This is a genomic window from Micromonospora sp. ANENR4, assembly GCF_015354395.1.
Lineage (GTDB): Bacteria > Actinomycetota > Actinomycetes > Mycobacteriales > Micromonosporaceae > Micromonospora > Micromonospora aurantiaca.
The window spans coordinates 71445-92289 of record NZ_JADKYQ010000006.1; the positions used below are offsets into that span (position 1 = coordinate 71445).

Here is a 20845-nt window from a genome sequence, read left to right on the forward strand (position 1 = left end):
GCTCCCCCGGGGTCAGCGCTCGGCTGGACGGCCGAGCCGGGCCAGGATGTCGTCGTGCAGCGCGCCGTTGCTGGCCACGGCGCTGATGTCGGCGGAGTCGGCGCCGGCCGGCGCGGGCCGCCCGGCCAGATCCGTGACGACTCCGCCCGCCTCGGTGACGATCGGGACCAGCGCGGCGATGTCCCACAGCGACAGCTCCGGCTCCACCATCACGTCCAGTGCACCCTCGGCCAGCAGCATGTAGCCGTAGAAGTCGCCGTACGCGCGGCTGCGCCAGGTGTCGCGCATGAGCTGGAGCACCGCGTCCAGCCGCCCGGCCTGCTCCCACCCGGTCAGCGACGAGTAGCAGAAGCTCGCGTCACCGAGCGCCGTCACGCCGGAGACCCGGATCGGCGTGCCGTCCGCCGGGCCGGTGCCGGCGAACGCGCCCGCACCGAGCGCGCCCCACCAGCGGCGGCCCAGCGCCGGGGCGGAGACCAGGCCGAGCACCGGCCGGTCGTGCTCCAGCAGCGCGATCAGCGTGGCCCAGACCGGTACGCCCCGGACGAAGTTCTTCGTGCCGTCGATCGGGTCGATCACCCAGCGCCGCCCGTCGGGACCGGCCGGCGGCTGCTCGCCGTACTCCTCACCGAGCAGGCCGTCACCGGGACGGTGGGCGGCCAGCAGCGCGCGGATCTCCCGCTCCACGGCGGTGTCCGCGTCGGAGACCGGGGTCAGGTCCGGCTTGGACTCGACGCGCAGGTCGAGCGCGCGGAACCGGGCCGAGGAGACGGCGTCCGCGGCGTCGGCGAGCAGGTGGGCGAGGGCGAGGTCGTCGGCGTACCCGGTCATGACGGACACGCTAGTGGCGGCGGCCCGGCCGGCGACGGCGGGTCGCCGCCGGCCCGGTCAGGACCCGGCGAGCGGATCGCCGGGGTTGCGCTCCGGCTCGCGCGGGTCGCCCTCGCCGCTGCGGGAGGCCAGCAACCGGCGGTACGAGGCGAGCCGGCGCGCGTCCGCCTTCCCGGCGGCCACCCAGGCGTCGAGCGCGCAGTCCGCCTCGTCGGCGGTGTGCGGGCAGTTGGCCGGGCAGTCCACCGTCGCCTCGACCAGATCCGGGAAGCCGTGCAGCAGGCTCTCGGCGGACACGTGGGCCAGCCCGAAGCTGCGTACCCCCGGGGTGTCGACGATCCAGCCGGTGTCGCCGTCGGCGCCGGGCTCGGCGGGCAGCCGCAACGCCACCGCGCTGGTCGAGGTGTGCCGGCCCCGGCCGATCGCACTGACCGTGCCCACCGCCCGCTCGGCGTCCGGGACGAGGCGGTTGACGAGCGTCGACTTGCCCACGCCGGAGTGACCCACCATCACCGAGACCCGGCCGGCGAGCAGCGCCCGCAGCGCGGCCAGGTCGGAGTCCGGGCGGATCAGCACGTACGGCAGTTCCAGCTCGGTGTAGTAGCCGAGCACCGCCTCCGGACCGGCCAGGTCGGCCTTGGTGAGGCAGAGCAGCGGCTCGATGTCGGCGTCGTACGCGGCCACCAGGCAGCGGTCGATGAACCCGGTACGCGGCGGCGGGTCGGCGAGCGCGCTGACGATCACCAGCTGGTCGGCGTTGGCGACCACCACCCGTTCCAGCCGCCCCTCGGCGGTGGTCTCGTCGTCGTCGGCGGTACGCCGCAGCACCGAGGTCCGCTCGGCGATGCGCACGATCCGGGCCAGCGCGCCCGGCGCACCGGAGGTGTCCCCGACCAGACCCACCCGGTCGCCCACCACAACCGACTTGCGTCCCAGCTCACGGGCGCGCATGGCGGTCACGAGCGGCGCGTCCGGCCCGGCTCCGGGGAGCACGCAGGTGTAGCGGCCCCGGTCGACGGCGATGACGAACCCGTCGACGGCGTCGGCGTGCCGGGGCCGGGTGCGCGTTCGCGGGCGCGACGACCGGCCCGGCCGGACCCGGACGTCGTCCTCGTCGTACTCGCGCCGCTTCGTCGCCAGGACGTCCCCCCGCTGTCAGTTCTTGCCGGTCACCATCCCCGACCATAGTGCCGGGAACTCCGGCATGGTCTTGGAGGTGCACGCCACGTCGTCGACCTCGATGCCGGGGACGGCCAGCCCGGCCACCGCCGCCGCGTGCGCCATCCGGTGGTCGGCGTACGTGCGGAACGTCCCGCCGCGCAGCGGTCGGGGCCGGATGTCCAGCCCGTCGCGGGTCTCGGTGATGTCCGCGCCGAGCGCGGTGAACTCCTTCGCGAGCGCGGTGACCCGGTCGGTCTCGTGGCCCCGGATGTGGCCGATGCCGGTGAGCCGGGACGGACCGTCGGCGAGCAGCGTGAGCGCGGCCAGCACCGGGGTCAGCTCGCCGACGTCGGAGAGGTCGGCGTCGATCCCGCGCACCGTGCCGGTGCCCCGCACGGTCAGGCCGTCGGTGCCGAGGCTCACCTCGCCGCCCATCCGGTGCAGCAGCTCCCGGAGCCGCTCGACCGGCTGGAGGCTGCTGCGCGGCCAGCCCTGCAGCGTCACCTCGCCGCCGGTGACCAGGGCGGCGGCGAAGAACGGCGCCGCGCCGGACAGGTCCGGCTCGATCTCCCAGCCGCGCCCGGACAGCGGGCCCGGCTCGACCGTCCACACGTCGGGCGTGGTGTCGTCCACGGCGGCGCCGGCCGCGCGCAGCATCTGCACCGTCATCCGCACGTGCGGCGCGGACGGCACCGGCGGCCCCTCGTGCCGGACCACGACGCCCCTGTCGAAGCGGGGCGCGGCGAGCAGCAGCCCGGAGACGAGCTGGCTGGACGCGGAGGCGTCGATCACCACGTCGCCGCCGGTAACCCGGCCCGCACCGAGGACGACGAGCGGCAGGCTGCCGGCCGGTGGCGCGTCGATGCGGACGCCGAGCGTGCGCAGCGCGCCGATCAGCGGCCCGAGCGGCCGGGTCCGGGCGTGCGGGTCGCCGTCGAACGTGACCCGCCCGGCGGCCAGCCCGGCCACCGGGGGCAGGAAGCGCATCACGGTGCCGGCCAGGCCGACGTCGACGTGCGCCGGGCCGGCCAGCGGGTAGGGGCGGACCAGCCAGCGGTCGTCGTCCGAGATCGACATGTGGGCGCCGAGTGCGCGCAGGCCACCGGCCATCAGTTCGGTGTCCCGGGCGCGCAGCGGCCGGGCGAGTGTCGACGGCCCGCCGGCGAGCGCGGCGAGCACCAGGGCCCGGGCGGTCATCGACTTGGAGCCGGGCAGGCGCAGCGTCGCGGCGACCGGGTCGCTCGCGGTCGGCGCGGTCCACTGCTGCGGCGGACGCGTCGCGGTCGGATTGCTCACCGTTACATTCTGCCAAGCTCACGGCCTGGTGGAACCGTCCGGCGCCGCTGCTCCCGTTGGGCGGGACAGCCGGAACGTCCGGATGCGGCTAGCGTGGGCGCCATGTGCGGGAGGTACGCCACGACCCGGAGCGCCGCCGACCTGAGCGCGCTGTTCGAGTCGGCCGACGAGACCGGCGGGGTGACGCCGGACTACAACGTCGCGCCGACCGACCCGGTGCCGCTGGTCCGGCTCGCCCCGGAGGGGCACCGGCTGCTCTCCCTCGGCCGCTGGGGCCTGCTCCCGCAGTGGTCGCGCAGCGCCGCCGGGGCCGCCCGCATGATCAACGCGCGGGCCGAGACGGTCGCCACCAGCCGGGCGTACGCGCCGTCCTTCGCCCGCCGTCGCTGCCTGGTCCCCGCCGACGGGTGGTACGAGTGGGTCCGCCTCGCCGACGGCGGGCGCCAGCCCTACTTCATGACCCCGCGGGACGGCTCGATCCTGGCCTTCGCCGGCATCTGGTCGGTCTGGGAGTCGGCCGGTGCGGCCCGGCTCACGTTCAGCGTGCTCACCACCGCTGCGGTCGGCGAGCTGGCCGAGGTGCACGACCGGATGCCGCTGCTGCTGTCGCCGGAGCGCTGGGCGGAGTGGCTCGGCCCGGCCGAGGAGCCGGCGGAACTGCTCGCGCCGCCGGACGCCGGCCTGCTCGCCGGGCTGGAGATCCGGCCCGTGTCCCGGGCCGTCGGCGACGTCCGCAACGACGGTCCGGAGCTGGTCGCCGCGGTGGCTCCGGCGGGCGTCGGGACGGCCGCCGGACCGACACTGTTCTGATCACGCTCCGCCACATTTGCGCGCCCCGTTTGCCGGGGTTGGGCCGGAAAAGTCGCCCGGACGTTCAGTCAGTTTCATTGAAGACCCTTGTCCTTACGTATTCGAATGCGATAGAACACAGCGCCGGTGATGGGCGTCTGTTCGCACGGGGCGGATGACACCCATCGATCTTGTGGAGAGATCTACGCCGGTTCCCACGGGGGAGGTGGGTGTATTGACACGGGCACGTATGCCGCGTCCGCACGAGGTAGCCGCCGCACGGCGCGATCCGCGACTGCTGCGGGCGCTGAGCGAACGACGCCAGGACGACGCGTGGCGCACCAGGGGCACCTGTCAGAACGTCGATCCGGAGACGTTCTTTCCGGCACCGAACGAACCGGCCGACGCGGCGGTGGCGCTCTGCCGCACCTGCGACGTCCAGGGCTCCTGCCTGGCCTGGGCGCTCGAGGTGGGCGACTGCCACGGCGTCTGGGGCGGCACCACGCCGCGTGAGCGGCGCGCCATGCTGGTGGCCTGGCGCAGCGAGGTGCAGCCGGATCCGGACGCACTCGACGACGCCGGTCCGCCGGTGCGCGACCGCCTGCTCACGCTGGTTCCGCTGAGCTGATCCCGACGTCGCCCGTGGCCCGCTCCGGCAGGCCGCGGGCGACGTCGGCGTTTCCGCGCCGGACCACCGGCGGGCGCGCCGGTCCGCGCAGAATGGGCCGGTGCGGCACGACGACGAGATCGACACCCCACGCGGATCCGCCCGGCTCCGCTTCGACACACCCGCCGACGCCACCACTGTGCTGGTGCTCGGGCACGGCGCCGGCGGCGACGTGGACGCGCCCGACCTGACCGCGGTGCGGGACGCGGTGCTCGCCGCCGGGGCCGGGGTGGCCCTTGTGACCCAGCCGTACCGGGTCGCCGGGCGACGCGCGCCCGCCCCCGCCGGGCACCTCGACGAGGCGTGGACGGCGGTGCTGGCCGACCTGCGCCGCCGTGCCCCGCTGGTGCGCCACTGGGTGGTCGGCGGCCGGTCCAGCGGCGCCCGGGTGGCCTGCCGTACCGCCGCCGCCGTCGGGGCGGCCGGCGTGGTGGCGCTGGCGTTCCCGCTGCACCCGCCGGGCCGGCCGGAGCGCTCCCGGGCCGGGGAACTGCTCACCGGGCTGCCCACGCTCGTCGTCAACGGCGACCGGGACCCGTTCGGCGTGCCCGAGCCCGGCCCCGGGATCGAGGTGGTGGTCCGGCCGGGGGAGCGCCACGACCTGCGCCGCGATCCGGCCGGTACGGCCGCCGTGGTGCGGGACTGGCTGCGCGTACACGGGTGGTCGTCCTGACCGGGCGGCGCGCGCCGTGACCGTCCGCCACGGCGGGTCGTTGCACCGGTTGGTGCCGGCCGCCCGGTTCGGGCGCGCCGGGGCCACCCTCCCAGGCCCTTCCTGGTCCCAGCGTCGGTCGCGGCCGAGGCCGGGACCAGGATCGGGTGGGACCGGAGGAATGCCACGCCCCACAACTCGCGTTACTTCCCTTGGACGACGACAGAGCCATCGCGAGGGGGGTGACCGGTGCCGATCGAGACACGGAGCCGGGAACGGGACGAACGGGACGAGCGCCAGCTCCGGCGGCTGCTCGACGCGCCGGAGTGGCCCGCGGCGGCGTCGGTCGTGAGCACCGGCACACAGTCCGGAAGTGAATCTGCCGGTAAGTGGGTACGCGTATCCTCGGCGGGAAAGCATCCGACGCGAGGGGATGTGCGGTTGACCACCGAGAAGACGGACGAGCGCAGGGCCCGCTTCGAGCGGGACGCGATGCCCTTCGTCGATCAGCTCTACGCTGCCGGGCTGCGGATGACCCGCAACCCGGCGGACGCGGAGGACCTGGTTCAGGAGACGTACCTGAAGGCGTACGCCGCCTTCCACCAGTTCGAGCAGGGCACGAACCTGAAGGCCTGGCTCTACCGGATCCTGACCAACACCTACATCAACACCTACCGCAAGCGGCAGCGCCAGCCCATCCAGGCGCCGACCGAGGAGATCACCGACTGGCAGCTCGCCGAAGCGGAGTCGCACACGTCCAGCGGCCTGCGCTCGGCCGAGACGGAGGCGCTCGACCGGCTGCCGGACAGCGACGTCAAGGAGGCCCTCCAGCAGTTGCCGGAGGAGTTCCGCCTGGCCGTCTACCTGACCGACGTCGAGGGCTTCTCCTACAAGGAGGTCGCCGACATCATGGGCACGCCGATCGGCACCGTGATGTCCCGTCTGCACCGTGGCCGACGTAATCTGCGGAAGCTGCTTGAGCAGTACGCGGCGGAGCGGGGTTTCAGCGCCGCCTCGTCGAAGAAGGGTTCGACCGCCGCCGCCGGCCGGGAGGTGTGACCGTGAGCTGTGGACAACCGCACGAGACGGACTGCCACGAGGTCCTCGCCGAGGTCTACCTCTACCTCGACCTGGAGTGCGCCGAGGAGCGCCGGGTGCTGATCCGGCACCACCTGGACGAGTGCGGGCCGTGCCTGCGCGAGTACGGCATCGAGCAGGAGGTCAAGGCGCTCGTCGCCCGGTGCTGCGGCAACGAGGCGGCGCCGGAGAAGCTGCGGGAGCGGCTGCGCCTGCGGCTGACCGAGCTGGTGGTCTTCGAGACCACCGAGTCCCGCGAACTGGCCGACTGACGGACGACGCGAGACGGCCCGGGTCCGATCACGGACCCGGGCCGTCGCGCTGTCCGGCGACTGCGCCGCCTGATCGGATGATCAGGAGTTGGGGCGCTTGCCGTGGTTGGCGCTGCTCTTCTTACGGGCCTTCTTCTTGCGGGCCTTCTTCGCCATGCTCTGCCTCCTTGTGCTGGTCACGGTTCCGTCCGCGGCGGAGCGCGGCGGAGGTCGCGGTGTGGCCCTCCGGGCTCGCCGGTGGCCGACCCGCACGATGCTAGTGCCGTCACCGCCCGCCGGGGCGCGGCGGGGCGGATCGCGGCCCGGTGGTGCGCGGCCCGGCGTGACCGGCGTCATGATTGGATACCGTTCGCAGGATTGTCGGGGAGCTGTCGGGGAGAGGGAGGGCCGCGAGATGGCCGAGGAGATCCGCGCCGAGATGGTGGCGAACGTCTGGAAGGTCGTCGTGGCGGCCGGCGACACGGTGTCCGAGGGCGACACCCTCGTCATCCTGGAGTCGATGAAGATGGAGATCCCGGTGGTCGCCGAGTCCGACGGCGTGGTGCAGAAGCTCGCCGTCAACGAGGGTGACGTGGTGCAGGACGGCGACCTGATCGCGGAGATCGGTTGACCGGCCTGCGGGTGCGCCGGGCCGAGCCGGCGGACTTCCCCGTCGTGGCGCGGCTGACCGTCGCCGCGTACGAGGCGGACGGCCAGCTCAAGGACGAGAGCGGGTACGCGCCGGTGCTCGCCGACGTGGCCGGCCGCGCCGAGACCGGCGAGGTGCTGGTGGCCGTCGACGACGCCACCGGCCAGGTGCTCGGCGCGGTGACGTTCGTGCTGCCCGGCACCCCGTACGCCGAACTGGCCGGCCCGGGCGAGGCCGAGTTCCGGATGCTCGCTGTGGATCCGGCGGCGCAGGGCCGGGGCGCGGGCGCCGCGCTCGCGGCGGCGTGCGTGGCGCGCGCCACGGAGCTGGGCTGCACCGCCGTGGTGATCTGTGTCCGCGCCGGGATGGCGGTGAGCGCACACCGCCTCTACGAGCGGCTCGGCTTCGTCAGGTACCCGGAGAAGGACTGGACGCCGCTGCCCGGCATCGACCTGCGCGGCCTGCGTCTGGACCTGACCGCGGCGGGCTGAACCGGCTCAGCCCTGGCCGGTCTCGCCGGTCTCGCCGATCTTGGCGAGCAGCTCGTCGGCCACCTGGAGCGCGATCCGCTTGCGCTCGTCGTCGGTGATGCCCGGCGCGCGTACCGCGAACCAGCTGCTGTGCACCGCGAACAGCGTGAGCGCGGCGCGGAGCTGGGCGGCGGGTGAGTCGTCGCCCCGGCACAGCTCGTGCGCCAGCCGCATCATCCGGTCCCGCATCTGCTGGCCGGCGACCAGGCTCTTGAGCACCGTCTGGTTCTGCTCGAAGAAGCGCATCACCTGGGGCAGGTCGCCGGCGAACATGCTGTCGGCGTACCGGCCGATCAGGGCGCGCCGGGTCGCCAGGGTGGGCGGCTGGTCGGCGGCCCAGGCGATCAGCTCGTCCATCCGGCGCAGCCGGTCGTCGACCAGGCTGGTGACGATCTCGTCCTTGCTCTTGAAGTGGTAGTAGAGCGCCGCCTTGGTCACGCCGAGCCGCTCGGCGATCTCCCGCAGCGACGTCTTCTCGTAGCCCTGTTCGGTGAAGAGTTCCAAGGCGACGGCCTGGATCCGCTCCCGCGTGCCACCTGTGGTCTCCCTCACCGGCCGACATCCTTCCGATCCGCTTGACGTGCGCCCGCCACCAGCTTACCGTCCGGCTAGTAAGCAAACTAGCCGGGCGGCAAGTAAGTCGATCATCCGATCTGCGGGGGAGCCTACCGATGAGTCAACCAGCCCAGGTGACCACGAGACCCAATGTCCGGGTCGTCCTGTTCGGTCTGATGATCGCGATGATGCTCGCGATGCTCGACAACATGATCGTCAGCACCGCGTTGCCGCGGATCGTCTTCGAGTTCGGCGGCGCCGACCACTTCACCTGGGTGGTCACCGCGTACGTGCTGGGCACCACCGTCTCGACCCCGATCTGGGGAAAGCTCGGCGACCTCTACGGCCGCAAGACGGTCTTCCTCACCGCTGTGGTGGTGTTCCTGGTCGGCTCCGCGCTCTGCGGCATGTCCGGCTCCGGCGTCTTCGGCGGCGCCGACACCGGCATGACCGAGCTGATCGCGTTCCGGGCCGTCCAGGGCCTCGGCGCGGGCGGCCTGATGGTCGGCGTCATGGCGATCATCGGTGACCTGGTCCCGCCCCGCGAGCGGGGCCGCTACCAGGGCATGATCGCCGGCATCATGGCCATCGCGATGGTCGCCGGCCCGCTGGTCGGCGGTTTCATCACCGACAACCTCTCCTGGCGCTGGGCGTTCTACGTCAACCTGCCGCTGGGCGGCGCAGCGCTGCTGGTCCTCGCCACCACCATGCACCTGCCGAAGTACCGCACCGAGCACAAGATCGACTGGTTGGGCGCGGCGCTGCTGTCCGTCGGCATCACCGCGATCGTGCTGGTGACCACGTGGGGCGGCAACGAGTACGACTGGATCTCGCCGCAGATCCTCGGCCTCGCCGTGCTGGCGGCGCTCGCCCTCGCCGCGTTCGCGGTGGTGGAGCGGCGCGTGCCGGAGCCGATCCTGCCGCTGAGTCTGTTCGCCAACCGCAACTTCGCGCTGATCTCGGTGATCGGGTTCCTGCTCGGCTTCGCCATGTTCGGCGCGATGAACTTCCTGCCGCTCTACCAGCAGACCGTGCAGGGGGCGTCGGCCACGAACAGCGGCCTGCTGCTGCTCCCGCTGATGTTCGGCATGCTCGTGGTGTCGCTCGTGGTCGGCCGGACCATCACCAAGACCGGCCGCTACCGCGCCTTCCCGATCGTCGGCGGCGTGGTGATGGTCGCCGGGATGGGGCTGCTCAGCCTGCTGGACGTGGACACCGGCAAGGCGCAGTCCTCCCTCTACATGGTCGTGCTCGGCGTCGGCATGGGCTTCCTCATGCAGACCTCGATGCTGATCGCGCAGAACAGCGTGGAACAGAAGGACCTCGGCGCGGCCAGCGGCGCGGCCACCTTCTTCCGGTCCATCGGCGGCTCGTTCGGCGTCTCCCTCTTCGGCGCGATCTTCGCCAACCGCCTGGCCGACTCGGCCGCCGGTGCCGCGTTCGCGGGCTCCGGCGGCGAGGGCGGCGCGATGGACCTGGAGGCGCTCAAGAAGCTCACCGGCCCGATGCGGGAGGCGGTGCTCGGCGGCCTCTCCGACGCCATCTCGCACGTCTTCTTCTGGGCCGTCGTCTTCACGGTGGCCGTACCGGTGCTCGCCTGGTTCATCAAGGAGGTGCCGCTGCGCGCGACGAACGACGTACCGCCGGCCGGCACCACCCCGGAGGACGAGGCCGAGGCCGCGCTCGGCAAGGCCCCCGTCGCCTGACCCACCGTCGCGGCCCCGCCACCCCACCCCAGGGGGACGCGGGGCCGCCGCGTACCCACTCCAGTGAGGCGCCCCGGTGCCCCGGTGCCCGGTGCTTCCGCCCCGCTGCCCGCCAGTTCGGGGAGGTGGCGGGGTCCGGGGCGAGTAGATCGCGCCACTTCCCCGAGCTGGCGGGGCACCCCGGTCCTGGGGGCCGGTGCGCGCTGGCCCTGGGCCCGTGGTCGGCGCGGGGCGGCCGCCAGTTCGGGGAGGTGGCTGGGTCGAAGGCGAGTTGATGGCGCCACTTCGGCGAGGTGGCGGCCTACGGGTGCCTGGTGCACCAAGGCCCGACCCCGGGAACCGGTGCGCGGGGCGGGGTGGGTCGTGCTTGCCGATCGCTGCCGCCAGGTCGGGGAAGTGGCTGGGGCGGGGGTGAGTTGATCGCGCCACTTCGGCGAAGTGGCGGCGCTCGGCTGGGTGGTGGGGGCCGGGGATCGGGCAGGAAATGGGCCCCGGCGCTCAGCCTCTGCGGAACAGGGCGGTGAGGCGTCGCCAGAGACGCCGCAGCGGACCTCCCTCGGCGTCGGCGATCAGCCGCCCGGCGGTGGCGCGTGCCGCCGGGTCGAGGGCCGGGGTGGCCCGCGCCAGGTACGCCAGCGACACCGCCACCGGGGTACGCCGGATCGGCCCGGCGGCCACCTCGACGATCCGCCCGGCCACCAGCGCGGCCACGTCGGCGCGCGTGTCCGGGTGCACCCAGGCGGCGGTGACCAGGGCGAACAGTGCCGCCTCGGCGGCCGGTCCGGGATCGCCGGCGGCCAGTTCCCCCAGCACCCGACGCCGGGTCGACAGCTCCCACGGCTCGTCGGTGCGGTGGTGCAGCAGGCCGAGGCAGGCCCAGACCTGCGCGCAGCGTGTCCACAGTGCCGGATCCTGCCCGCCGAGCACCCGGCCCAGCGCTGTGGGCGGCGCCTCCGGCGGGTGTGCCACCAGAGCGAGCAGGTCGGCGAGGTCCAGTGTGGCCAGCCCGACCGCGGCGTCGTACGCGGCCGGCGGATGCGCCCACGCCGGGTGCGCGAGCTGCTGGAGCCGCCGTACCGCCGCCGCCGAGGGAGCGGGACCGTCGGGGGGCGGGGTGTCGTCACCCGCCGGGGTCACCTGCCCGAGCCAGGGGCGCCCCCGGCAGCACTCGGCGAGGTCACCGTGCTCGTGCGTGTCGTCCGGGTGGTCGCGGACGAAGTCGGCGAGCGCCACCAGGTGGTCCACGTCGCCGTCGCGCAGGTAGCGCAGCCGGTGCGCGGTGTGCACCGCGCAGTCGAACGTGGGGTCCTTCGCCAGTGCCCGGTCGATCCAGCCCAGTGCCGCGTCGAGGCGGCCGTTGTCGGCCAGCGTGCCGGCGATGTCCGCGTAGACGGCGAGGTCGTCGGGGTCGAGCGCGACAGCGCGCTCCAGTGCGGCGAGCGCCTCGGCGGTCCGGCCGGCGCTGCGGTACGCGTACCCGAGCCACACCTCGCCGAGTTTGGTGGGCTGTGCGCGTACCCCCCGGGTGGCCCAGGTGACGGCGAGGGTGACCTCGCCGAGGCGCCGGGCCAGCGCGGACGCCGCGCCCAGCAGCAGCGGATGGGCCGGATGGACGGTGATCGCGTTGCGGGCCAGCGTGAGGTACGGCGCGAGCGGCTCGCGCAGCCGGCGCGGCGCCGGGTCCGGCGCCGCCGCGCAGACCTGCATGAGGATCCGGGCGGTGCGCTCGGGGTCGAGGCGTTCCGGCAGGTCGGCGGCGGTCACCCAGGGCACGGCGGCCCAGGGCGCGGTGGGCGCGTAACCGGTGGCGGCGGCCAGCAGGTCGAGCCCTTCGGCGGGGCGGCCGGCGGCGGCGAGCAGGTGCGCGCGGGCCACCACGGCGCCGACGAACGCCTGCTGACCGAGCGGGAAGAGGTCCAGGTCGCCGCCGCTGGCCGCGTTCAGCCGGGCGAGCGTCTCGTGCGCCTCGGGCAGCGTGGGGGAGCGGACCAGCGCGGCGGCCACGTGGTCGGCGGCGTGCCGCAGGTCCCCCTCGCCCAGCGCCAGCCGGGCCAGTGCGAGTTCCTCCTCCGCGGAGAGCGCGGCGTCGTCCTCGGGCACGTCGTCCTCTCGCCGGTCGGGTCGGTCGTCAGCCGGGCAAGCCTAGGGGATCTTCCGTCAATTAGTGATCCACTGCGCACTCCTGCTCGTTGCGTTGATTGAGGCTGCTCAAACGTGCAAGACTGAGCATCGAACGCGCGGGAAACGCGCAGAAGGAGGTTCTGGAGTGACGCGAGCAGGGGCCGGAATGGCCGCCGACATCGACGAGCAGCCGGCCGGTTACGAGCGTCTGCTCTCCACCGAGCACGCGGCGGCCATCGCCGAGGTGGCGGCCGTCGTCGCGCAACGGCGCCCCCGGCACGTCGTCTTCACCGCCCGGGGCACCTCCGACCACGCCGCGCTCTACGCGGCCTACCTGACCGAGATCCGCCTCGGCCTGCCCGCCGGGCTGGCCTCCCCGAGCGCGATCACCGTCTTCGGCGCCCGGCCCGACCTCTCCGACGCGCTCGTCGTCGGCGTCAGCCAGAGCGGCGGCTCGCCCGACCTGGCCGAGGTGCTGCGGGTGGCCCGTGCCTCCGGCGCGCTCACCCTCGCGGTCACCAACAACCCCGGCTCGCCGCTGGTGGAGACCGCCGAGCTGAGCGTGGACATCGCCGCCGGCCACGAACGCGCGGTCGCCGCCACCAAGACCTACACCGCCGAGCTGCTCGCGCTGCTCATGCTCATCGAGGGCGTACGCGCCGGCGACGGCGTGCTGCCCGCCGAGGAGCACGCCGCCCTGAGCCGCCTGCCCGAGCTGGCCGCGCAGACGCTCGCCGACGACACCCCGGCCCGGCTCGCCCCGCGCTACCGGTTCGCCGCCCAGCTCGTCACCACCGGCCGGGGGTACGCGTACCCGACCGCCCGGGAGGCGGCGCTGAAGCTGATGGAGACCTCGTACCTCCCGGCGCTCGCCTTCTCCGGCGCCGACCTGCTGCACGGCCCGCTCGCCATGACCGACCCGGACGTCCCGGTGCTCGCCGTGGTCGGCTCCGGTCCCGGCGGCACGTCGATGCGTGAGGTGCTGCCCCGCCTCGGCGAACGTCGCGCCGACGTGGTCGTGGTCGGCTCCGCCGAGGTCGGCGAGACCCGGATGGCGGTGCCCGAGGTCGACGAGCGGTACGCGCCGCTGCTCGACATCCTGCCGCTGCAACGGCTCGCGCTGGCCCTGGCCCTGGCCCGGGGTGAGGACCCGGACGCGCCGCGCGGCTTGAAGAAGGTCACGGCGACGATGTGAGGTCCGGCGTGGCACGCTGTGTGGCGTGTCCACCCTCCGTGACCTCGCCGAGGAGCACACCGCGCTCCGCCCGGCCGACATCGACCACCTGCACCGGATCGCCGGCGACTGGCAGCTGCTGTCCGACCTGTCCTTCGCCGACCTGCTGCTCTGGGTGCCGGTGGACGGTGACGGCACGTTCCTCTGCGTGGCCCAGGTCCGTCCCACCACCGCACCGACCGCCTACCTGGACGACCAGGTCGGGCGCATCGTAGGCGGGGCCGAGGTGGCCCACCTGGAGGTGGCCCACCGGCAGGGACGGATCTGGCGCGAGGGCGACCCGGTCTGGTACGGCGACGTCCCGGCCCGCCACGAGGCGATCCCGGTCCGGCTGCGCACCGGCGACGGTGAAGCCGGCGAGGTGATCGCCGTGGTGGGCCGGGACACCAACCTGTCCACCGCGCGCACCCCGAGCCAGCTCGAACTGAACTACCTGACCACCGCCGACGACCTCGCCCAGATGATCGCCGACGGCACGTTCCCGCCGCCCCGGCACCCCGGCGAGACCACGTCGGCACCCCGGGTCGGCGACGGCCTGGTGCGGCTCGACGCCAACGGCAAGGTCACCTACGCCAGCCCGAACGCGCAGTCCGCGTACCGCCGCCTCGGCTACGCCTCCCACCTCGTCGGCGAGGATCTGGCCAAGCTGCACCGGCGGCTCGCCGGCGACCCCCTCGAAGGCACCGACGCGGGCAACGCCGTGCTCGCCGCGCTGCGCGGCGAGGCGCCGCCACGCCGGGAGATCGACGCCCGCGGCGCCACCATGCTCACCCGGGCGCTGCCGCTGATGCCCGCCGGAGTGCCGATCGGCGCGCTGGTGCTGGTCCGCGACATCACCGAGGTACGCCGCCGCGACCGCGCCCTGATCACCAAGGACGCCACCATCCGGGAGATCCACCACCGGGTGAAGAACAACCTCCAGACCGTCGCCGCGCTGCTGCGCCTCCAGGCCCGGCGGGTCGCCATGCCCGAGGCGCGGGTGGCGCTCGAAGAATCGGTACGCCGGGTCGCCTCGATCGCGCTCGTCCACGAGACGCTCTCCCTGTCCAGCGACGAGGCGGTCGAGTTCGACGGCATCGTGGACCGGGTCGCCAGCGCCGCCACCGAGGTCGCCGCCACCGAGGTGAGCGTGGGCATGCGCCGCCGCGGCACGTTCGGCATCCTGCCCGCCGAGATCGCCACCTCGCTGGTGATGGTGCTCAACGAACTGCTGCTCAACGCCGTGGAACACGGCTTCCCGCCGGCCGACGAGGAGACCGCTGCCCCTTCTCCGGTGGAGGGGGCGGTTTCCGCGTCCCGGCCCGAGGTGGTGGTGACCGCGCACCGGGCCCGCAAGCAGTTGCACGTCACAGTCACCGACAACGGCCGGGGACTGCCCGAGCAGTTCGATGCCGAACGCGGTGGCAACCTGGGCCTCCAGATCGTCCGGGCGTTGGTCACCGGCGAGCTGCGCGGCACCATCGAGCTGCGCAACGGCGCCGACGGTGGCACCGAGGCGGCCATCGTCGTACCGCTTGCCCGCGGCACCACCGACCGCCTCACCGGACGAGCAGGGCCACCGTGATCCCCGGGCGCGGCCACACCCGCCGCACCGTGTAGCCCGCGCGCAGCGCGTCGCCCTTCGATCCCGGCACCGCCGCCAGTGGGTCGGCGCGGCGGCCGGTGACCACCAGCCACACCCGGTCCACCCCGGCCAGGCACCGCGCCGGGTCGTCGCACTCCACGGCCCAGAGGCTCGCGTCCTCACGCTGGTCGCGGACCACGAGCACGTCGCGCGGCAGCCTCGGCCCCAGGTGGTACGCCATGCCGAGATCCGGGAACAGCCACCCGTCCCGGGGCGAGTAGACGATCGCGTCGCCGGGCTGCTGCTCGGTGCCGATGATCCCGGCCGCGCCCGCATAGTCGACCGGTGCGCTGCGCGGCCACTCGTGGGTACGGCGCAGGGCCGCCTGATCGGGCAGCCCGAGCAGCCCGGCCAGGACCACCACCGCGATTCCCGCCGCGACCCGTCCGCGCGGCGACGTCGGTTCTTGCTCTGCTTCCGCGGGCGCGGCAGTGCGGCCTGCTGCGGCGGGTGTCGCCGTGCGCTCTGGTCCGGCGGACGTTGCTGTTCCCGGCGCTCGGGCCGGTGCGGGAGTGACCCGCGCGGCAGCCAGCGCGGCGCCGGCAAGTACGCAGGCGAACGGCACGGTGAAGACGAGGTAGCGGGTCACCCACAGCGGCACCGTCGTTCCGGCGGCGAAGACCAGCAGCACCGGCAGCATTACGGCGGCGACCGGCAGCAGCGCCCGGCGACCCAGCCGGGCCGCACCGAGCGCCGCGAGCGCGAGCACGAACCCGCCGACGACGCCGCTCTGCGCCAGCGCGCCCGGTAGTGCCGCCAGGTCGGGCAGCCGCGCCGGGTCCACCCAGTCGAGCTGTCGACCGCGCTGCCCCCGGGCGACCAGCGCCAGCGGGGTGACGAGCACGACGACCGGCACCAGCGCCAGCAGCCACCCGACCAGCACCCGTCGGCCGGGCGCCGACGCCTCCCGAGCCTCGCCGGTCACGTCTTGCGGTTCCGCTTCCGGCGCGTCCGTGCCGTGCTCCCTGCTCCCGGGATGCGGTGACACCCGTGGCGTTCCACCGGCATTCGATCTCGTGGCTGGGTGGAACGCCGTGGGTGTCTGCGGGGCATCGTGACACCCGTGGCGTTCCACCGGCGCTCGATCTCGTGGCCGGGTGGAACGCCGTGGGTGTCTGCCGCGTGGCCGGCTCGCGTCGGGCATCTCGGCTCGGGACTGGCCGGGCGGATCGACGACCGCTGCGGGGCCATGTGCGGCGGTCAGCAGCACCACCACGGCGTGCGCCGCGAGCAGGGTGAGCGCGATCAGGTGAAGCAGGCCGAGTGCGGCGACCGCTGCGGCGTACCCCGCCCAGCGCCACCGCCCCGGCCGGCGCAACGCCTCGACCAGCAGCAGCGTGGCCAGCACGGCGAGCAGCGTCGCGAGGGCGTACGGGCGGGCCTCCTGGCCGTACCGCGAGGTGACCGGCAGGACCGCGAACAGCAGTCCGGCCAGCAGCCCGGCGCGACGGCCGACGAGCATCGCGCCGAGGCGGGCGGTGAGCGCGGCAGCCACTGCCATCGCGAGCGCGGAGGGCAGTCGCAGCGCCGTCGGCGACGTACCGGCCAGCGCCGTCCAGCCGTGCATGAGGAGGTAGTAAGGGCCGGTGGCGGCGTCGATCGTGCGGGTCATCCGGGCCAGGTCGGGGAGCGGGCGGGAGGCGGCGCTCCAGGTGGCCAGCTCGTCCCGCCACGGCTGGGCGTGCCCGATGCCCGCCAGCGTCACCACGAGCGTGAGCAGTCCGGGCACCACCCACACCACCGGACCCGGCCGGCCGTGGACGGACGCGGGCGCGAACCTCCTCACCCCCGCAGCCTCACACGCTCAGCCCTTCCCGCCCGCCCGCTCCACCGATTCCCACCCACCCGGCCCACCCCGCCCTCGCCCCGGGCGCACCCCTGCCCCGTCGATCATGAAGTTGGCGGCACTCACCGTCCCTTTTGTCCCCGCCAACTTCATGATCAACAGTGTGGTGGGCGGGGCGGGAGGGCGAGGCAGGGGCAGGGGCAGGGGTCGATGTGGGGGTGGTGGGCCCGTGATGTGGGATCACAGTGCGGAGCTGTGGTCGTGCGGGGCGTGGTGTGGCAGCATGAGGCACATGACCGCCGCTGTCGTCCGCCGCTTCGTGGCTCGTCGCCACGTCGATTACGGCCGCGTGCGCAGCGCGATCTGTCCGGCCCACTGACGACGCCCGACCTTTCCGTCTCGGGCGCGTACTCGCGCCGGCCGTCATCGACATCGCCGTCCACGGCCCTCTTCAGGGCCGGCCGCCGCGTCCGCGCTCCAGGCACCGCAGCAGACCATGGAGGACGCCGCGATGGCGGTCAGCAGCACCCCGACCCGTCCCGACACCCCGGCGCCTGCCGCCCGTGCGCCCCGCCGGCCACGCGGCGAGGGGCAGTGGGCGCTCGGACACCGTGAGCCGCTCAACCCCAACGAGCGGATCAAGAAGGACGACGACCCGCTGAACGTGCGGGACCGGATCGAGAACATCTATGCCCACCGCGGTTTCGCCTCGATCGACCCGCAGGACCTGCGTGGCCGGTTCCGCTGGTGGGGCCTCTACACCCAGCGCAAGGCCGGCATCGACGGCGGGCGTACCGCAGTGCTGGAGCCGCACGAGCTGGAGGACGAGTTCTTCATGCTCCGGGTCCGGGTGGACGGCGGCCAGCTCAACCTGGCCCAGCTCCGCGTGATCGCGGACATCTCCCGGGAGTTCGCCCGGGACACCGCCGACATCACCGACCGGCAGAACATCCAGTACCACTGGATCCGGGTCGAGGACATGCCGGAGATCTGGCGCCGGCTGGAGGCGGTCGGCCTGCAGACCACGGAGGCGTGCGGCGACTGCCCCCGGATCGTGCTCGGCAGCCCGGTCGCCGGGGTGGCCCGCGACGAGGTGCTCGACCCGACGCCGGCGATCGACGAGATCGTCCGCCGGTACGTCGGCGACAAGGCGTACTCCAACCTGCCCCGCAAGTTCAAGACCTCGATCTCGTGGCTGGTCGACACGCCGTACGAGGCGAACGACATCTCGTTCCTCGGCGTGGAGCACCCGGAGCACGGGCCCGGCTTCGACGTCTGGGTGGGTGGCGGGCTGTCCACCAACCCGATGCTGGCCAAGCGGCTCGGCGTCTGGGTGCCACTGAACGAGGTGCCGGACGTGTGGGCCGGTGTGGTCGGCATCTTCCGCGACTACGGCTACCGCCGGCTGCGCAACCGGGCGAGGCTGAAGTTCCTGGTCGCCGACTGGGGCGTGGAGCGCTTCCGGGAGGTGCTGGAGAAGGAGTACCTGGGCCGCACGCTGCTCGACGGTCCGGCCGCGGAGCTGCCGGCGAAGCCGGTCGACCACATCGGTGTGCACCGGCAGAGTGACGGCGCGAACTACGTGGGTGCGGCCCCGGTGGTGGGCCGGGTCTCCGGCACCCAGCTGGCCCAGCTCGCCGACGTGGTCGAGGCGCACGGCAGCGGCCGGGTGCGGCTCACCCCGTACCAGAAGCTGCTCGTGCTGGACGTGCCGCCGCAGCGGACCGAGGAGCTGGTCACGGCGCTGCGCGGGATCGGCCTGGAGGCCCGGCCGTCGGCCTGGCGGCGCGGCACGATGGCCTGCACCGGCATCGAGTTCTGCAAGCTCGCGATCGTCGAGACCAAGCGGCGCGGCGAGGAACTGGTCGCGCGCCTGGAGGAGCAGCTGCGCGACTTCGACGCGGACATCTCCATCCACCTCAACGGGTGCCCGAACGCCTGCGCCCGCACCCAGGTCGCCGACATCGGGCTCAAGGGCCAGCTCGTGGTGGGTCCGGACGGCCGGCAGGTCGAGGGCTTCCAGGTGCACCTCGGCGGCGGCCTGGGCATGGCGCAGGGGCAGACCGCCGGCTTCGGCCGCAAGCTGCGCGGTCTGAAGACCACCGCCGAGGAACTTCCGGAGTACGTGGAACGGCTCGCCCGCCGCTACCTGGCCGGCCGGACCGAGGGTGAGACGTTCGCCAACTGGGTGATCAGAGCCGACGAGGAGGAGCTCCGATGAGCGACGCCAGATCTGCGCCTCTCTACTGCCCGTACTGCGGGGAGGAGGACCTGCGGCCGCACGAGGCCGGGCACGGCGCCTGGGAGTGCCACGCCTGCGCGCGGGTCTTCGCGGTGAAGTTCACCGGCCTGCTGGGCCGGGCGGTGACCCGGTGAGCGGCCTGGTCTCCGCCGCCGGCCTCGGGCTGATCGGCGCGGCCGAGCCGGCCCGCCGCGACCCGGAGGAGCTACGGGCGCTGGCCGAGGAGGCCGGCCGGGAGCTGGCCGACGCGCCGGCGATCGAGATCGCCCGGTGGGCGGTGGAGACGTTCGGCGAGCGGTTCTGCGTGACCAGCTCGATGGCCGACGGCGTGCTGGCGCACCTGGTCTCCCGGGTCGCGCCCGGCGTCGACGTGGTGTTCCTGGACACCGGGCTGCACTTCCCGGAGACGCTGAGGGTCCGCGACGAGGTGGCCCGGCGGATGCCGGTGCGGGTGCGGTCGATCCGGCCACGGATGACCGTGGGGCAGCAGGACGGCCAGTACGGTCCGCGCCTGTTCAACAGGTCCCCGGACGACTGCTGCCAGCTGCGCAAGGTGGAGCCGCTGGAGCGGGCGCTGTCCGGGTACGACGCCTGGGCCGCCGGGCTGCGCCGGGACGAGTCGCCGACCCGGGCGAACACGCCGGTGGTGGGCTTCGACGCGCGGCGCGGCAAGGTCAAGGTGAACCCGATCGCGGCGTGGACGCAGCGGGAGGTGGACGCCTATGTGGCCCGGTACGACATCCCGGTCAACGAGTTGTTCGCCCGCGGCTACGGCTCGATCGGCTGCTGGCCGTGCACCCGGCGGACGAAGGCGGGGGAGGACCCCCGGTCCGGCCGCTGGGCGATGTTCGAGAAGACCGAGTGCGGCCTGCACACCTGAGCGCCGGGCCACCGGTGGTGCTGGTGGCCCACGGCAGCCGTGACCCGCGTGCGGCGGAGGCGACCCGGGCGCTGGCCCGGGCCGTGGCGGACACCTGCCCCGGGCGTCCGGTGCTGCCGAGCTGGCTCGACCACACCGATCCCGGGCCGGCCGAGGTACTGCGCGGGCTGGCCGACGCCGGTCATTCCCGGGCGGTCCTGGTTCCGCTACTGCTGACCGCCGCGTACCACCGGAAGGTGGACATCCCGGCGGCGGTCGCGGCGGCGGGCGCGGACATCGAGGTACGGGTGACCGACGTGCTGGGGCCGACCGGCGGCGGGGTGGACGGCGGGCTGCTGGACGGGCTGCGCCGCCGTCTGGCGGAGGCGACCGGTGACGGGCCGGACGGGCTGGACGCGGTGGTGCTGGCGGCGGCCGGTACCCGGGATCCGGCGGCGCGGGCCTCGGTGGGCCGGGTCGCCGCGGCGTTCGGCGCCGGCCTCGGAGTGCCCTGCCGCGTCTCGTACGCCTCGGCGGCGCCCCCGGAGGTCGGCGGCGCGGTGACGCGACTGCGCGCGGCGGGTGCCCGCCGGGTCGCGGTGGCCGCCTACTTCCTGGCCCCGGGCCGGTTCCACGACGGGGTACGCGCGTCGGCCCGGTCGGCGGGCGCGGTCGCCGTGGCGGATCCCCTGACCGACCTGCCGGAGTTGGCCGACCTGGTCCGGCGGCGGGTGGCGGCGGTGGCGGGCTGACCCGGTCCGGGACAGCAGAACGCCCCGGCCGGAATCCCGGCCGGGGCGATCAGCGTGTACGGG

At 74.2% G+C, this 20845-nt stretch carries 21 protein-coding genes; 14 read left to right on the top strand and 7 right to left on the bottom strand.

Annotated features, from left to right (window positions below):
* Positions 1 to 12: 12 nt before the first annotated feature.
* The 3 genes from hisN to aroA all read right to left on the bottom strand — a co-directional run bounded on the left by hisN (position 13) and on the right by aroA (position 3288).
* Positions 13 to 831: a histidinol-phosphatase gene (gene hisN, locus IRY44_RS12030; RefSeq protein WP_194800491.1), complete on the bottom strand. Its 819-nt coding sequence runs from the start codon at positions 829 to 831 to the stop codon at positions 13 to 15.
* A 57-nt stretch (positions 832 to 888) separates the two neighbouring features.
* On the bottom strand, positions 889 to 1824 hold the full coding sequence (gene rsgA, locus IRY44_RS12035) for a ribosome small subunit-dependent GTPase A (protein ID WP_269697612.1): 936 nt from the start codon (positions 1822 to 1824) through the stop codon (positions 889 to 891).
* A gap of 162 nt (positions 1825 to 1986) precedes the next feature.
* Positions 1987 to 3288 (bottom strand): 3-phosphoshikimate 1-carboxyvinyltransferase, encoded by a 1302-nt coding sequence (gene aroA, locus IRY44_RS12040; RefSeq protein ID WP_194800492.1) that lies wholly within the window; start codon positions 3286 to 3288, stop codon positions 1987 to 1989.
* A 102-nt stretch (positions 3289 to 3390) separates the two neighbouring features.
* On the opposite strand from aroA, the gene IRY44_RS12045 reads away from it, so the two are divergent.
* From IRY44_RS12045 to rsrA, 5 genes are all read left to right on the top strand, one after another.
* Entirely contained in the window at positions 3391 to 4098 is a 708-nt protein-coding gene (locus IRY44_RS12045) for an SOS response-associated peptidase (RefSeq protein WP_194800493.1), read from the top strand.
* A 214-nt stretch (positions 4099 to 4312) separates the two neighbouring features.
* The gene (locus IRY44_RS12050; RefSeq protein ID WP_013288375.1) at positions 4313 to 4705 is read left to right on the top strand and encodes a WhiB family transcriptional regulator; all 393 of its coding nucleotides are present in this window, start codon (positions 4313 to 4315) and stop codon (positions 4703 to 4705) included.
* A 100-nt stretch (positions 4706 to 4805) separates the two neighbouring features.
* Positions 4806 to 5417 carry an alpha/beta family hydrolase gene (locus IRY44_RS12055; RefSeq protein ID WP_194800494.1) on the top strand — a complete coding sequence of 204 codons (612 nt, stop codon included), beginning with the start codon at positions 4806 to 4808 and terminating at the stop codon, positions 5415 to 5417.
* 228 nt (positions 5418 to 5645) lie between these two features.
* On the top strand, positions 5646 to 6455 hold the full coding sequence (locus IRY44_RS12060) for a sigma-70 family RNA polymerase sigma factor (RefSeq protein WP_194800495.1): 810 nt from the start codon (positions 5646 to 5648) through the stop codon (positions 6453 to 6455).
* Positions 6456 to 6457: 2 nt separating this feature from the next.
* On the top strand, positions 6458 to 6745 hold the full coding sequence (gene rsrA, locus IRY44_RS12065) for a mycothiol system anti-sigma-R factor (protein WP_135241896.1): 288 nt from the start codon (positions 6458 to 6460) through the stop codon (positions 6743 to 6745).
* 81 nt (positions 6746 to 6826) lie between these two features.
* On the opposite strand, the gene IRY44_RS31260 is transcribed toward rsrA, so the two are convergent.
* A complete protein-coding gene (locus tag IRY44_RS31260) occupies positions 6827 to 6901 on the bottom strand; it encodes a 50S ribosomal protein bL37 (RefSeq protein WP_369752275.1) in 75 nt (24 codons plus the stop codon).
* A 238-nt stretch (positions 6902 to 7139) separates the two neighbouring features.
* On the opposite strand from IRY44_RS31260, the gene IRY44_RS12070 reads away from it, so the two are divergent.
* Together IRY44_RS12070 and IRY44_RS12075 are read left to right on the top strand one after the other, a co-directional pair.
* Entirely contained in the window at positions 7140 to 7355 is a 216-nt protein-coding gene (locus IRY44_RS12070) for a biotin/lipoyl-binding carrier protein (protein ID WP_135241895.1), read from the top strand.
* Entirely contained in the window at positions 7352 to 7864 is a 513-nt protein-coding gene (locus IRY44_RS12075; RefSeq protein ID WP_194800496.1) for a GNAT family N-acetyltransferase, read from the top strand. Before IRY44_RS12070 ends, IRY44_RS12075 begins: the two co-directional genes overlap by 4 nt.
* Before the next feature lie 6 nt (positions 7865 to 7870).
* Here the strand turns inward: IRY44_RS12075 and IRY44_RS12080 are convergent, their stop codons facing one another.
* Positions 7871 to 8455, bottom strand: a complete 585-nt coding sequence (locus IRY44_RS12080) for a TetR/AcrR family transcriptional regulator (RefSeq protein ID WP_194800497.1) — start codon at positions 8453 to 8455, stop codon at positions 7871 to 7873.
* 119 nt (positions 8456 to 8574) lie between these two features.
* Between IRY44_RS12080 and IRY44_RS12085 the strand changes: the two genes are divergently transcribed.
* Positions 8575 to 10164 carry an MDR family MFS transporter gene (locus IRY44_RS12085; RefSeq protein ID WP_194800498.1) on the top strand — a complete coding sequence of 530 codons (1590 nt, stop codon included), beginning with the start codon at positions 8575 to 8577 and terminating at the stop codon, positions 10162 to 10164.
* Positions 10165 to 10662: 498 nt separating this feature from the next.
* Here IRY44_RS12085 and IRY44_RS12090 read toward each other — a convergent pair whose 3' ends face one another.
* Entirely contained in the window at positions 10663 to 12264 is a 1602-nt protein-coding gene (locus tag IRY44_RS12090) for a tetratricopeptide repeat protein (protein WP_194800499.1), read from the bottom strand.
* A gap of 187 nt (positions 12265 to 12451) precedes the next feature.
* Here IRY44_RS12090 and IRY44_RS12095 point away from each other — a divergent pair, with 187 nt between their 5' ends.
* Together IRY44_RS12095 and IRY44_RS12100 are read left to right on the top strand one after the other, a co-directional pair.
* The gene (locus IRY44_RS12095; RefSeq protein ID WP_194800719.1) at positions 12452 to 13480 is read left to right on the top strand and encodes an SIS domain-containing protein; all 1029 of its coding nucleotides are present in this window, start codon (positions 12452 to 12454) and stop codon (positions 13478 to 13480) included.
* 25 nt (positions 13481 to 13505) lie between these two features.
* On the top strand, positions 13506 to 15083 hold the full coding sequence (locus tag IRY44_RS12100) for a PAS domain-containing sensor histidine kinase (RefSeq protein WP_194800500.1): 1578 nt from the start codon (positions 13506 to 13508) through the stop codon (positions 15081 to 15083).
* Here IRY44_RS12100 and IRY44_RS12105 read toward each other — a convergent pair.
* A complete protein-coding gene (locus tag IRY44_RS12105) occupies positions 15058 to 16929 on the bottom strand; it encodes a glycosyltransferase family 39 protein (protein ID WP_269697609.1) in 1872 nt (623 codons plus the stop codon). The two genes, IRY44_RS12100 and IRY44_RS12105, sit on opposite strands and share 26 nt — an antisense overlap.
* A 511-nt stretch (positions 16930 to 17440) precedes the next feature.
* On the opposite strand from IRY44_RS12105, the gene IRY44_RS12110 reads away from it, so the two are divergent.
* The 4 genes from IRY44_RS12110 to IRY44_RS12125 are packed head-to-tail and all read left to right on the top strand — an operon-like array spanning position 17441 to position 20782.
* Entirely contained in the window at positions 17441 to 19150 is a 1710-nt protein-coding gene (locus IRY44_RS12110; protein WP_194800501.1) for a nitrite/sulfite reductase, read from the top strand.
* Positions 19147 to 19305 (top strand): hypothetical protein, encoded by a 159-nt coding sequence (locus IRY44_RS12115; protein WP_194800502.1) that lies wholly within the window; start codon positions 19147 to 19149, stop codon positions 19303 to 19305. The genes IRY44_RS12110 and IRY44_RS12115 overlap by 4 nt, the downstream gene beginning before the upstream one ends.
* Complete coding sequence (locus IRY44_RS12120; RefSeq protein ID WP_194800503.1) at positions 19302 to 20051, top strand: phosphoadenylyl-sulfate reductase; 750 nt, start codon at positions 19302 to 19304, stop codon at positions 20049 to 20051. Before IRY44_RS12115 ends, IRY44_RS12120 begins: the two co-directional genes overlap by 4 nt.
* Positions 20033 to 20782 (top strand): sirohydrochlorin chelatase, encoded by a 750-nt coding sequence (locus IRY44_RS12125; protein ID WP_194800504.1) that lies wholly within the window; start codon positions 20033 to 20035, stop codon positions 20780 to 20782. Before IRY44_RS12120 ends, IRY44_RS12125 begins: the two co-directional genes overlap by 19 nt.
* Positions 20783 to 20845: the final 63 nt, after the last annotated feature.